10 protein-coding genes are annotated in these 14,927 nt (G+C 43.3%); all 10 read left to right on the top strand.

Annotated elements, in window-relative coordinates; translation table 11 throughout:
* Positions 1-162, top strand: coding sequence for a DUF5908 family protein (locus tag RMO55_RS07990; RefSeq protein WP_310425611.1), 162 nt, complete (start codon positions 1-3; stop codon positions 160-162).
* A 34-nt stretch (positions 163-196) separates the two neighbouring features.
* Positions 197-877 carry a hypothetical protein gene (locus RMO55_RS07995; RefSeq protein ID WP_310425613.1) on the top strand — a complete coding sequence of 227 codons (681 nt, stop codon included), beginning with the start codon at positions 197-199 and terminating at the stop codon, positions 875-877.
* Between the two features lie 114 nt (positions 878-991).
* The gene (gene vgrG / locus RMO55_RS08000; RefSeq protein ID WP_310425615.1) at positions 992-2,728 is read left to right on the top strand and encodes a type VI secretion system tip protein VgrG; all 1,737 of its coding nucleotides are present in this window, start codon (positions 992-994) and stop codon (positions 2,726-2,728) included.
* A 181-nt stretch (positions 2,729-2,909) separates the two neighbouring features.
* Positions 2,910-3,188, top strand: a complete 279-nt coding sequence (locus RMO55_RS08005) for a PAAR domain-containing protein (RefSeq protein WP_310425617.1) — start codon at positions 2,910-2,912, stop codon at positions 3,186-3,188.
* 74 nt (positions 3,189-3,262) lie between these two features.
* Positions 3,263-3,700 (top strand): GPW/gp25 family protein, encoded by a 438-nt coding sequence (locus tag RMO55_RS08010; RefSeq protein WP_310425619.1) that lies wholly within the window; start codon positions 3,263-3,265, stop codon positions 3,698-3,700.
* 15 nt (positions 3,701-3,715) lie between these two features.
* Positions 3,716-6,862: a baseplate J/gp47 family protein gene (locus RMO55_RS08015; RefSeq protein ID WP_310425620.1), complete on the top strand. Its 3,147-nt coding sequence runs from the start codon at positions 3,716-3,718 to the stop codon at positions 6,860-6,862.
* Between the two features lie 32 nt (positions 6,863-6,894).
* Positions 6,895-9,462, top strand: coding sequence for a hypothetical protein (locus RMO55_RS08020; protein ID WP_310425622.1), 2,568 nt, complete (start codon positions 6,895-6,897; stop codon positions 9,460-9,462).
* A 39-nt stretch (positions 9,463-9,501) separates the two neighbouring features.
* On the top strand, positions 9,502-11,904 hold the full coding sequence (locus tag RMO55_RS08025; protein ID WP_310425624.1) for a hypothetical protein: 2,403 nt from the start codon (positions 9,502-9,504) through the stop codon (positions 11,902-11,904).
* 19 nt (positions 11,905-11,923) lie between these two features.
* Positions 11,924-13,492, top strand: a complete 1,569-nt coding sequence (locus RMO55_RS08030) for a contractile injection system tape measure protein (RefSeq protein ID WP_310425626.1) — start codon at positions 11,924-11,926, stop codon at positions 13,490-13,492.
* Positions 13,477-14,838 (top strand): ATP-binding protein, encoded by a 1,362-nt coding sequence (locus RMO55_RS08035; RefSeq protein ID WP_310425627.1) that lies wholly within the window; start codon positions 13,477-13,479, stop codon positions 14,836-14,838. The genes RMO55_RS08030 and RMO55_RS08035 overlap by 16 nt, the downstream gene beginning before the upstream one ends.
* Positions 14,839-14,927: the final 89 nt, after the last annotated feature.

The raw sequence follows: 14,927 nt of genomic DNA on the forward strand, positions 1-14,927 counted from the left end.
ATGCCCATAGTTATCGATGAAGTCGTGATTTCTGTCGAAGTTACCAATCAAGCCTCAGGCGGTGCTACCTCCGCACCTAATCCGACTGAGGATAAGCAAACCATCATCAATGAATGTGTAGAAAGAGTGTTGGACATCTTCAAACAACAGGAAGAACGTTGAATTAATTGAGAATTGATAATTGGGCTAATTAACCATGAGTGAGAAGGGAACGCTGGAAAAACTGACGATTTTATCGTATCAAAATGCTGATTATTCTGACCAAACACCAATTGAAAAACTTCCGAAATTTCAGGCTTATGTTAATCCCAGCGAAATTACTATAGCTTATGAAGTTGAATATGATAGTACACAGGGTGCGGGAACGACTAATAGTCGGATGAACTTTAAGAAAGCCAAACCTGGCGATCTTGCGCTGACATTTTTTCTGGATGGAACGGGTGCAAATGGTTACTTAATTGATGTTCAAGATAAGATCGAAGAGTTTCAACTTGCGACGGGTTATAACGGTGAAATTCATCGGACGAGTTATCTCAAGGTGATGTGGGGGACTTTACAAATTAAGCGTTGTGTGCTGAAGAGTGCCTCGATCGCGTACAAGCTATTTAAACCCGATGGCGTTCCGTTACGGGCGGTAATTACTGCCAATTTTATCGATAATTCTGATGATAAAACCCGACAAGCGATCGCTAAAGATAAATCGCCCGATCTGACTCGGATTCTATTAGTTAAAGCGGGGGATACATTGCCTGGTTTGTGCGATCGATTTTATGGCGATCCCAATTACTATCTGGAAGTGGCGAGGGCAAATCGGATCGACAACTTTCGCCGCCTCACCCCTGGTAGTAAAATTTTCTTTCCCCCTCTAGAGAAATAGGTGTTGGTGATTTGAGGTACGATTCTCTACTTTCACAATAAAATCATCTCCCCGCTCCCCGCTCCCCGCTCCCCGCTCCCCGCTCCCCGCTCCCAGCAACGCCGAGAAATAATCATGCCAGAAACCAGGACTTTACCCATTCCGATCGAACATCGTGAATTTACTATCAAAGTGAATGGTGTGGTAGTGGGGCGCGAACAGCAGTTGGTGGGAGTATATGTGACGAAAACGGTCAATAAGATCGCTGCTGCTCGGCTGGTGTATTTGGATGGATCTAGTGCTCCTGGTGACTTTCCCCTGAGTAATACCGATCTATTGATTCCTGGTAAGGCTGTCGAAATTCTGGCTGGTACGACCAAAGATCCGATCTCCATCTTCAAAGGTATTATCGTCAGGCAACAGTTGAAAGTGCGGGGTCACACGGCTTCCCAATTGACGATCGAATGCCGCCATCTCGCCGTTAAGCTAACTATCGGGCGGAATAATGCCTACTTTTTCGATCGATCTGACAGCGACATTATCAGCGATCTGTTTAAAAAAGCCAAAATTGAGGCAGAAGTAGAGAGTACATCAGCCATCCACAAACAGCAGGTGCAGTATTACAGCACCGATTGGGATTTCTTGCTGGCACGGGCGGAAGCAAATGGCAAATTAGTATTTACTGATGGCGATCGAGTGACTGTAAAAGCACCTAAATTTGACGGGAAACCAGTCTGTAACCTCTCCAGCCCGACGATTTTGGAGCTAGATGCCGAAATCGATGCCCGCCTTCAATACAGTGCCGTCACCAGCGTTACCTGGGATGCCGCCCAACAGAGTTTGGTGACGAAAGAGGCAAAAGACCCCAAACTCACAGAACCAGGCAACTTGAGCAGTGATAAGCTGGCAGCAGCGATCGGCTTGGATTACTATCGACTGCAACATATGGCTATCAGCGAAGAAGAGGCACAAGCTTGGGCGGATGCCCAGTGGCTCAAGTCCCAAATGAGTCGGGTCAGTGGGCGAGTCAAATGCGAAGGGATTGCGACGGTGAAACTGGCTGATATCGTGACATTGAGCGGCATGGGCGATCGATATAATGGCAATGTATTTGTCACAGGGGTACGTCACGATTTTGACCTCGTACAGGGCTGGAAAACCCATATCCAGTTTGGGAATGTCGAAAAATGGCTGACAGCAGAGCACCATATTGCCGCGCCGCCAGCGGCTGCTCTGTTGCCAGGGGTAAATGGCTTGCAGATTGGCGTGGTGGTTAGCAATGAAGATCCAGATGGCGAAGATCGGGTACGGGTGAAGATGCCCTTAATGGATCGGGAGGATGGCACTTGGGCGCGGGTGGCGACAATTGATGCGGGGAAAGATCGCGGCTGCTTTTTTCGTCCCGAAATCGGCGATGAGGTAGTACTGGGCTTTTTGAATGACGATCCACGACAGGCAATGATTTTGGGGATGCTCCATAGTAGTGCTAAAGCCGCACCACTCAAAGGATCGGATGCTAATCATGAAAAGGTGTATCAGACTCGATCGAAAATGAAACTTTACTTCCATGACGAAAAGAAAGTGATGCGATTGGAAACACCCGCAGGTAATAAATTGACATTAAGTGAGGAAGACAAAGCCATCAAAATCGAAGATCAAAATGGTAATAAAATTACGATGAATTCAGATGGAATCGAAATCAAAAGCAGTAAATCGATCGTGCTCAAAGCCACAACAAAATTGTCGATCGAGTCAGGTACATCATTAGATATTAAAGGAGGCACCAAGCTAACATTAGCCGGAAAATCTGGCGTAGAATTGTCCAGCACCGCCATGACTACCATCAAAGGCAGTCAAGTTCATATTAACTAAATTGGAATCCACGCGAGTCTATTTGAATTGTTGCATAGATCTTTACCCCACCCCAGCCCTCCCCTTGTAAAGGGGAGGGCGCCGGAAAGCCCCCCTTTATAAGGGGGGTTGGGGGGTACACCATCCCCGCAGAAATCTAGCCAACTTGTGCATACACCCTATCCTCTACCCTCCCTAAATTATGCCAGCAGCAGCCAGAGTCGGCGATCTCAGCAATCATGGTGGCACCATTTTGGGGCCAGGAGTCAGCAATGTTTTAATTGGGGGCAAACCTGCGGCGGTGGCGGGTGATAGCCACGTTTGTGCGTTACCGCCGATCGGTCATCAACCCACCGCGAGTATTTTTCCGGTCGGTAGTCTGACGGTATTAATCTCTGGCAGAGCTGCGCTACGGACATCAGATACCTGTCTGTGTGGCGCAATGGCAGCGATTGGGGAGCCGAGGGTCATGATTAATTAATAAAAGTAATCAGTAGGGTGTGTTATCGCGCCAGCGTAACGCACCATCCAAAGTAATCAGTGAGTGCGATCGTCATGTTAGAACGAACCTATACATCTTTCCTGGGCAATGGCTGGAGCTTTCCGCCTGAATTTGTGCTGGAAACAGGCGAGGTGGTGATGACAGCAGATGAAGAGGATATTCAAGCCAGTCTAAAAATCCTATTTGGCACGGCAATCGGCGAACGAATATTCGAGCCTAAATATGGACTCGATATGCAAGAAATGCTATTTGAGCCGATTAGTACCACGATAAAAACCTACCTGATCGATCGCATCAAAATAGCCATCCTCATCTACGAACCCAGGATCGATTTGTTGTCTCTAGATCTGGATACGACGATGCAAAATGAAGGCATCATTAGAATCCTCCTCGAATACAAAGTACAAGCGACAAACTCACGCTACAACCTCGTCTATCCATTCAGCACCACTGACGGCAACGAAGTCAGGGGCACTCTCAGCAATTTGTAAAATCGGTAACATAACATGGCTGAACAAGATATCATTCAAAATCTCATCTTCCAACTGGGGCAAAGCCAAAACGATCGATTGCCCAAAGAGTTGGGGGTGCATTTTGCTGATATTGATGAGCAGTCAACGGCGGATCTGCTGCGGATGACTAAAGCATTCGCCAAATTTGTTAATTACTACCGCAATAATCCGACAACTCCAGTTGGTGATTGGTGCCATTTTTTCCCCGACAATATTAATATTGAGTCACTGCTTGAGAGCGAGAGCGCGAATACTCCCCCGCATCTAGCTCTATTTCTGACATTTCTAGAGCTGTACAAACAGCCTCAGAGCGTTATTAATAATATTACGGCACGCCATCTCGATTTTTATTACCGAGATATATTGCGGCTGAATAAACAAGGCGCGATCGCTGATAAAGTCCATCTATTACTCGAACTCAAAAAAAATGTCGCCCCAACGCTAATTTCACCAAAAAATTTATGCTCGGCGGGAAAAGATGCAACTAATGTGGAATTAATTTACACACCAACACGGGAGACGATCGTTAATGCTGCTAAGGTCGAATCATTGCGATCGATCTTTTTCGATCGACAGGGACATGGTACGATTCGTTGTGCCCCCATTGCCAATTCCGCCGATGGATTGGGTGGAAAGTTGGTAGGAAATGAGCCGAAGTGGTTGGGGTTTGGCAATCCAAATTTACCACCAGCTCAGATTGGATTTGCGATCGCGTCTCCCGTACTGCGGATGCAGGAAGGTATTCGCAAAGTAACAGTATCTCTTCAATTAAATAACCTCGATCCACAGATCGATCGAGTCGCACTAATTAATGCCTTCGATCTATTTATTACAGGTGCCAAGAGTTGGATTCGTCCGAATACAGTCTCCCCTAATTTGAAGGTAGGCATAAATGAGTTGTCATTCACTTTTACTATCCCTGAAACTGAAGCAGCTATTATTGACTACGATCCAGCAATTCATGGTTATGCCTATAGTGCGAAAACACCGATCGCTCAGGTTGTACTAAAGGCAAATAATGCCAGTATTGGCTATGAAGATTTTAGAAATGTCACTCTGCAAACTGCGACTATTTCAGTCGATGTCTCGAACATCACTTCACTACAATTAGAGAGTGATAACGGCAGTCTCGATCCGACCAAAGCTTTTCTACCATTCGGTTTTCAACCAACCAAAGGTTCACGCTTCCTCGTCGGGTATGCGGAAGCACTGAATAAAAAAATGTCGGCAGTAAGTATTAAAGTGAAATGGAAAGACATACCTGTTAATTTTGCAGATTACTATCATGAATATGGAAAAATTGTCAACATTGACGGCGGTGAAATTTCCGTAAATAATAGCTACTTTACCGCAAACGTTGCTTTCAAAGATAACGGCAGTTGGGAAAACACCAGCTTAAAACAACCGCTATTTGAACCGAACAACGCATCATCAGAACATACTTTTACCTTTGCCAAAAATAGTTCTCTCACTAAATCTGCAAGTATTAGTGATGCTATAAAATTAATCGCACTCAATCAGGCTGGGAGTATTTGGTCGATCGATGCAGCTAGAGAATATGTACTAAGAAAACCAATGTCAAGGTCGTTTCCAGTTGCTGAAAAAATTGTACTCGATCGATCTATCGATGCTGACATCCGAGCAGGCTTTATCACATTTACTTTAGAACAAGATTTTTTACATGCTACTTACCGCAAAGAATATGTGAAAAATGTGATGAAATATAGCAAGGAAGGCGGCACTCTTTCGATCCTAAACGAACCATATACGCCAACTATTCAAAGCATTTCACTATCTTATCGAGCATATTCCGACACCGTAAATATTGCTAGTACTTCACTCAATGATTTTGCCAATCCCGACATTCAATTCTTCCAGATAACCTGCTTTGGACAGATGCGGGAGCATGGCTATCAAAGACAACAGATCGAGGCACAGATTCAAGCCGGAATCAGTAGAGCAGTGCCGCTCCTACCCAGCTACAATCATGCTGGCGAACTACTGATTGGTTTGAACCAATTAACTCCTGGCGACAGTGTGAGCGTGTTATTTCAGGTAGCTGAAGGCAGTGCTAATCCAGATTTGCCCTCTGAAGATCTCCAGTGGTTTGTATTGTGTGATAACTATTGGAAACAACTGAGTCGGGCGGAAGTAATCCTAGATACGACGAATCAACTGCTCACTAGCGGTATTATTCAATTTGTGATTCCGCTAGTCGCGACGACTCACAATACAATTTTGCCGAGTGGATTTATCTGGATTAAAGCTGCAATTAAAATTCACCCAGCAATTCAAGCCAATGTAACCGCCGTCAGCCAGTTAATTGATGTCGCCGCCAATGCGATCGAAGTACAGTTTGTAGATCGAAATAACGATCCCACCCATCTATTGACAGCTCTAGCACCTAATAAAATCGCCAAATTCACCGACGGAGTAGCGGCAATCAAAGCGGTGAAACAACCCTATGCCTCCTTTGGTGGAAAACCTGTCGAAACTGACAACACCTTCAATACCCGCGTCTCAGAACGACTGCGCCACAAAAACCGCTGTATTACCCCTTGGGATTACGAGCGGATCGTTTTGGCAGCCTTTCCCAAAGTACACAAGGTAAAATGTATCCCTCATGCCAAGGAAAATTCATGGCTGGCACCTGGACATGTACTGATTGTAGTCGTTCCCGATCTAAACAACAAGAATGCCGCAAATCTCCTCGAACCAAAAGTAGATGCTGATACCATTAGTCGGATCGCTAACTATGTCCAACAGCGGGCAGGAATGCAAGTAAAAGTAAAGGTTAAAAATCCTAACTATCAGCAGATTCAGCTTGATTTTAAGGTGAGGTTTTATCCAGGCTATGAATTTAACTATTACAAAACTCAATTAGATCGAGAAATCAACCAATTTCTATCGCCCTGGGCTTATCGATCGGATCGAGATCTTGTATTTGGTGGAAAAATTTATAAGTCTGTTTTGCTGAATTTTGTTGAAGATTTAACCTATGTTGATTATATAACTGATTTTAAAATGTATAGCTCGATTGAATCGACTATCAACTATACCGATCTCAATTTAGCACAGCCTGACACACCAGATACAATTCTTGTTTCGGCGACAACTCATATTATTAACCCTGTGCCCTAGTAAACATCGTTTATCAATCTAGGTAGGTAAGAATGCTTTCTCAACTAACTATTCCCAAACAGAACGATCGATTATTGGCATTCGATCGACAACAATTGTATGCGATCGGACTCAAGCATGTCCAGCAATTATCCAGTCGAATTTGGACAGATTATAATGTCCACGATCCAGGTATTACTACCCTAGAGTTATTAGCTTACGCGCTGACAGATTTGAGCTATCGGGCTTCATTTCCTGTCGCCGATCTTTTGGCAAGTAACCCAAATCAGCTAGAAGTAGAAGTAAAGAACTGCCTATTCACAGCAAGACAGATCTTGCCCAGTCGTTCGCTTACATTACTAGATTATCGAAAGCTGCTCATCGATATCAAAAATGTCAAAAATGCCTGGTTGTACCCAGCTAGTACAATCTATTATGCAGATAAAGTTAAAGGGAAATTATTGCGGGAAAAGCCACCACAGCCAGGTATTGTCGATGTTAACTTAGCTGGATTATATGAGGTGAAAATCGAGTACGTAGATGAAATTACCGATGCTGATAAACAGACAGTAATGCAGCTTGTACAGCAGAAATTGCAGACTAACCGCAATCTCTGCGAAGACTTTATCAAGTTTACAGAAGTAGAAACCCAATTATTTCAACTCTGTGCAGAACTAGAATTAGCTCCTGATGCCGATGTCACAAAAGTGAATGCTGAGATTCTAACTTTAGTAGCAGAATATTTGTCTCCATCGATCGAGTTTCACACGCTGACAGAAATGTTGGCACGTAAGCACCCAGATGGCACGCTATACAGTGTTGATGAAATTTTTGATGGCCCCGCACTCGATCGCGGTTTTATCGACGATCGTGAGCTAGCACAAGCAGATTTACGGACTGAAATTCGCCTGTCGGATATCATCAGTATTATCATGGATATTCCAGGGGTGCAAGCGGTTCGAGATATTGTAATTAATCCCCAAGGCGGATCGGCTGTAGTCAATAAATGGGTGATTCCAGTTGAGGTTGGAAAAAAAGCCAAATTGATGAACCAAGAACCAAAAGGATCGCGATTGGTTTTCTATAAGCGCAATATGCCTGTGGTGCCTAGTCTAAAAGCTGAATCATTAATTAGCAAACCCGATCGAACTAATGTGGTAAATGATCTGGAAACTCCAGTAGGAACATACCGAGATTTAGCTAGTTATTATTCATTCCAAAATCATTTTCCAGCAATTTATGGGCTGAGTGAAGTGGGTTTGAGTAGTGGATCGGATGACGAGCGAAAAGCATTAGCTTATCAACTAAAAGCTTATTTGCTGTTCTTCGACCAAATCATGGCAAACTACTTAGCTCAACTCAGTCATGTCAAAGAATTATTCTCGATCGATCCAAATCTTTCACATACATATTCATCTCAATTAGTCAACTCTTTTGTTGATTATCATCAAATTTACACTGATAACATCGAATCATTCCATAATCAGAATAGCGATCGCGAACAGGCTACGGGATTCGATCGACGTAATCGGTTTCTCGACCACTTAATTTCTCGCTTTGCCGAACAGTTTCATGATTTTGCTGATACGATGTATTCTATCTTTCATGAAAGTCCTAAAAGCATTATCCGCTCTAAGTGTGAGTTCTTAGCAAGTTATCCGAGTGTTAGTCAAGAGCGATCTTTAGCATATAACTATAGCCTCACAGCAGATCGAGATTTATGGAATACAGATAATATATCTGGCTTAGAACGGCGATTAGCTAAACTATTAGATATTCGTAATCATCAACGCCGAAATCTGGGTGAAATTACCGATGATGCCGATACAGAAGTAACTGAAACTGCGGCGAATGAGTTTCAATTTCGCATTCGCAAACGAGATTCTCAAAAGACCATCCTTAGCAGCAACATAAGATATGCGACATCGGAACTAGCAAAAATAGCAATGGTACAAGCGATCGATGCTGCATTGTTGGATTCAGGATATCAACGAAAAGTTGCGACAAATAACAAATATTATTTCAACATTATTAATAATACTGGACAGATTCTCGCTCGACGGATTGAATATTTCGATACTGAAATAGAAATGAACAGCGAGATCGATCGAATCATGGAATACCTGAGGATGAATTATAGTAATGAAGGAATGTATTTGATTGAAAATATTCTGCTGCGCCCAGAGCCAAATATCGATCTATTTCTGCCTATTTGTCCTGCTCCAAACTGCACCGATTGTGGCGAATTAGACCCCTATTCCTATCGCCTCAATATTATCTTGCCCGCCGATAGCAGTCGATTCAGGAATATGAACTTCAGGCGGTTTGCTGAACAAGTGATTCGAGAAGAAACTCCCGCTCATATCCTGCCGAAAATCTGCTGGGCAAGTAAGCAAGATACGATCGCGATCGAACAGCTTTATCGTGATTGGATCTATCTAAAAGCTGGTGTAGACACGACAGAAAGTCAAGCAAAACTGAGTAAATTTATCACGCAATTGTTTGCCGTCAAGAACATTTATCCATCGCAAAAATTATCTGAGTGTGATGCTCCTGAGAACCAACCAAAATTTATCCTCGGACAGAATACTTTAGCTACCAGAGAAAATATCAACCTCTAAAGATTGCTAGATCCACGATCGATTTAACAGGACAGAAATATGACAGACATCCTCAAAACTCTTCAAAAAATCACGACTGGTTACAGCATTTTTGAAAAAGATCAGGTATTGACAGACAGCCAACTCAATAGCATTACAGACTATCTGAACGATCGAACTGGATTGACGCGGGTTTATTTATTAGGAGTGGGAATTGTTTCTGGCTTACGAGTCTCACTAATTGAAACTTCGGGATTCGGAACTAAAATAGTAAAAGTTACCACAGGAATCGGCATTACCACTGATGGCGACTTACTATTTTACGAGACAGATAAGCTATTCGATCGATTTGTCCTCTACGATCAATCTAAACCAAAGTATCCTCCATTCTATACGAGTGCTGTCGAAGGAGAAATGATCCCTGTGTATGAGTTGATTTCTGTGCCCGTAGCAGATCCAGCAAACCCAAATTCTACAAATCCTGATTATTTGCCTTTGAGTGAATTCACCACCAAAACCACTAAAAAACTGGAAGACATGGTGGCAGTTTTGTTGATGGAAAGCTATATTAATGACCCCGATATTTGTACGGGAACTGATTGTGATAACTTGGGAAAAAATTGCATTAATATCCTGAAATTGTTGATGGTAGAAAAAACATTTATTGGTTTATTGTCAAATTCAGCAATTTCAACACCTGCTCAAGCTTTTAATAAGCTTAATGAAATTATCGCAGATCGCCCCATCATTAGCCAATCGATCGATTCTATCGATAATCTGGCGACGCAATATCGCAATACTTGCACTAACATCCACAACAAATTAATCACAGAATTTTCCAATACCTATGCTAACTGTGGTGCCTTTATCTCAGACGTATTTTCATCCGATCCTCAAGCTAGCTGGAAAGGAAAACTTGAAGAAATTCAGAATAATTTCAGCTCAAATAATCTAGGCATCCAATACTATTACGACTTTCTCAAAGATATTGTAGAAACTTATAATCAGTTTCGAGATTTGTTGTTTGGCGATAATACTTGGTGCTGTCCCGATCTTGATTTATTACCTAAACATCTACTACTGGGAAATCTACGTCCAAGTCCCAATCTAGATGAAAATCGCACCACTTTTTATCCCGCTCCAGTTGTCAGCCAAACAGCAGAATCTTTAAACCATGCTAAATTTCTAATTCGCAAACTTGACACGCTGATTCAAACTTTTAAAATTCCGACTGCTGCTAATGCTCCAATTCGGATCGTGCCGAGTTTATTTGAAGATCGAGATTTAGAAGAACGGGCAATACCTTACTACTATACAGTCGATCTAAATCAACCTAATCCAATTCATCAAAGCTGGAACTATCACCTGAGTCAGCGTGATATGGCAAAACGCAATTATTCATATCATGCTGCTGATTATCAAACACAAGCCACGGTGGTAAATCCACTCAGTTCCCAAATTGGACGATTCTCATTCTTTCGGATTGAAGGGTACTTAGGTCAATCGATCGGCACCGTAGTTAGTACTATTTCTAGTATGATTAAATCTTATAATCTCCCATTTTCCGTGTTTGTAGCCAAATTTGGGCAACCTACTCAGGCTAATCCGGCTCCCCCTGAAGATTTTTTAATATATCCATATTTAGGATTAGAGCATTTTGGTGGTGTTGTGTCTGGTGGAACATTTGTGTTATTGACAGATGCAAATGGTGAAACTGTCATCGCTGATTTTATGTTGCCTTATTACTTGTCTCCACCACGCAATAATATTGTCGCTGCTAATGGACTAAATAGTAAACAGGCGGAATTAGTCAGAATTGGATATCAGGCAGTTTTTGGCTCTTCTCCCATCCACAGTGCCCGTCAAGCCGCCGCCTGTCTACGGGATCTGAACTATTATCTTGATGCTATTATCGAAAGCTGTCGCCAAGACAGCACAAATTATTTAGATGAATTTATTTTAGGTATTAAGCAGACAAACAAATCACTCGGTTATTCTAATAATTGGTTTATTATCTTTTATCAAGCTGTTAAAGGTAATCATGGACTCATTGGGGATGCTCCAACAGTTGCAAATTATTACCTCGATCGGGCAATTGATGCTTTATATTCTTACAATATCGAAGCTGCTGATGGCCTCAAAAATCAACAAGAGAGACTACTCACGATTGGATATCAGGAAGTTTTTGCTTCGGGTCCAAGACACACTTCACGTCAGGCTTCTGCCTGTCTACGCGACCTGAACTATTATATTGATACTATTGTTGAAAGCTGCCGCCAAGACAGCACAAATTATTTAGATGAATTTATTTTAGGTATTAAGCAAACCAATGATTCAATTGGTTACCCTAATAGCTGGTTTATTTCCTTCTATCAATCGATTAAGAGTAATCATCAGCTCACAGGTGAGGTCGCAAAAGTTGCTAATTCTTACCTCGATCGTGCGATTAGTAATCTTCAATAACTGAAATCCCAATCGGTCAATGCCAAATCTCCCCCATCGCATTCGTAGACTGCGCTGTATGATTGCTACAAATAGTCAAACAGCCGCTTTTGCGATGCGTAAATCCTTGCACGATCGATGGCAAGATACAATTATACCTGCTTTTGAAAGTGCGTTTGACGAAATTGCTAATGACGATCGAGTCATCCATATTCCCAAGCTAGAACTCCATCTAAAAGTAACTTCCGAACAGGAACTTCTCGAAGTATTACCTGAGTTAATCCGACAGCAACTCACAGAGCAATTGTCAGCGATCAATCAGCAAACAATTCCCCCAAATCAATCGGAGCTAGTTTGGCAAACAGCGACAGCCGCACAAAACCAGTTTGATATCTTACTGCACTACTTACAAACAGGATCGCTCCCCTGGCAATCGCTCGATCTTTCCCCGTCTGAAATTGCCATTGAGTTAAAAGCAACCTGCCACCAACAGCGATCGCAACTCGTCAATTATCTATCCAGTCAAGTGGCGACAGTAGCTGTTTATTTTCGACTACTTCAACTCCTGTCAGAATCAGAATTTGTTGCTTTTGTCAACGATCTACACGATAAATTTTCACCAGCATCGAGAACGGCAATTGTTGAGTCGATCGTGTTCGTACTCGATCGAGGTAAAAACCATTTTAATCGTGATACTCAATGGCAATTAGTGGCTACTATCCTGTCAGAATGTTTGAATCGATCGCCAGAATCGCACGGCTCGCCGTCTGCGCCAGCAATCGAGCCGGATTTCCGCCGGATAATAAACAGTGTCGGAATCGATCTCGATGCGATCGTTCCCTTCATGCCAGCGGTGGCTATGAGCTTGTTTAAACCACGATCGAATCTCGATCGACCATTTACTTCAACTGGGACTAGATCGGCATCCACACCTGGATTAGAGGGTGCAGATGAGCCATTCGATCGACCAACTGAGTTATCGAAAATTGACACATCCATGCCTGTAGTAGAGGGTGGAGATGAGCGATTCGATCGACTAACTGAGTTATCCAATCGACGGCTAAATCCCGTGGGGAAAATTGACATAACAGCGGAAGAATTCCCGATTGGGGTTAACTACGCTGGACTAATTTTAATTCACCCATTTATTGGCACATTTTTTCAGGCTACAGGGATAACAGACACTAATAATTCGATCGAGCCAACTCAACTCCCTCGCGCCGCTACCCTGCTCCATTTCCTAGCCACCGGACGAGAAGAAGTGTATGAATACGAACTAGGCTTAATTAAAATCTTATTAGGACTATCACCCGAAACACCCTTATTAGTAGGATCGGGATCGATCGAAGAGCAAGATCGATCGGAAGCTGAGGTAGTATTACAATCTATCCTCAATTACTGGACTGTCCTCAAGAGTACATCAGTCGATGGACTGCGCTCCTCATTTCTACAACGTTCGGGATTGTTGCGAACCACCGAGCAGGGCTGGAGTTTGCACGTCGAACATCAATCTTTTGATATGTTGCTCGAACATCTGCCCTGGAGTATCAGCATCATCAAACTAGCATGGATGAAATATCCCCTCTACACCGAATGGCAGACGTTTTAACTGATAATGCCCAGGATTTAGAGCGGGAGCTGACTTGGTTTACCGAAGTCTTAGATGTTCGGCTGCGGTTATATTTCCACCCAGAGCAGGAGCGCGAAGATCCGCTAGAGTCTATTTTCGATCTACCCCCGCCCGATCTCAGCCGGAGTAATTCCGCTTACGCTCGATCGATCCGACAGTATCAGTTTTCCAGTGGCGAACGGTTAACGATCTTATTGGCACTAATTCCCCAGATTCGTCCCCAATTACTGGATGTACTCTGGACTAAAAATGAGGAGATCGATCGATGCTTCACCGAATTTGGCGGACTCCAAAGCACCACCCACTGCGGCTTTATCCCCACAGGTACAACCGTTGCGTTCCTCTTAGCTGGTGACGATTTGTCCGCATATTTCCAAGTCATGCGCCTATTTGAAGGAGATCGCCCCTTCGCCCGCGATAACATCCTCCAACTCGCTCCAGTTGCCCCTGGCGAACCCCTGCTCAGTGGTGCATTGATCCTCTCGCGGGAGTATTTGTACCAATTGACGATCGGGATCGAACGCAAACCCAATTTTAACAGTGACTTTCCCGCTCGATCGATCGAAACAGATCTCGATTGGCAGGATCTAGTATTACCTGCTGCGACACTAGAACAGCTAGATGAAATTAAACATTGGATTTTTTACGGACACACATTATTGCAAGACTGGGAAATGTCCTCCAAACTCAGACCTGGTTTTACCAGTCTATTCTATGGCCCTCCAGGTACGGGCAAAACTTTTTCCGCTTGTCTACTGGGCAAACACTGCGGCTGCGATGTGTACAAAATCGATCTCAGTGCGATCGTTTCTAAATATATCGGTGAAACCGAAAAAAACTTAGCTAAAATCTTCGATCTGGCAGAGCATAAGCAGTGGATTCTCTTCTTTGATGAAGCCGATGCCCTCTTCGGTAAACGCACCAAAGTAGAGGATTCACACGATCGATATGCCAACCAGGAAATTAGTTTTCTACTCCAACGAATTGAAGAATTTAATGGCGTAACCATCCTCGCCTCCAACCTCAAGGGGAATATCGACGATGCCTTCATTCGTCGCTTCCAATCGATCGTCTATTTCCCCATGCCCAAAGCCACCGAACGTCTAAAATTATGGAACCAAGCGTTTTCGCCCAAAGCTGGATTGGAACAGAAAATCGATCTCGCTAAAATAGCTGATAAATACGATCTTTCCGGTGGTATTATCATGAATATAGTGCGTTATTCTTCGCTCAAAGCCTTGAGTAGAAATGAGAGTATTATTTTGCTCGAAGATATCGAAGAAGGCATCCGCCGCGAGTTGCTCAAAGAAGGAAAAACTATTTAGAGGCTACCCTGTACACAAGTCGGATAGACTTCGTTTCGAGATCTAAATCCCCCAAACCCCCTTAAAAAGCTTGCTCAGATCCGGATCTT

It is taken from the genome of Chamaesiphon sp. VAR_48_metabat_135_sub (assembly GCF_031418915.1).
GTDB lineage: Bacteria > Cyanobacteriota > Cyanobacteriia > Cyanobacteriales > Chamaesiphonaceae > Chamaesiphon.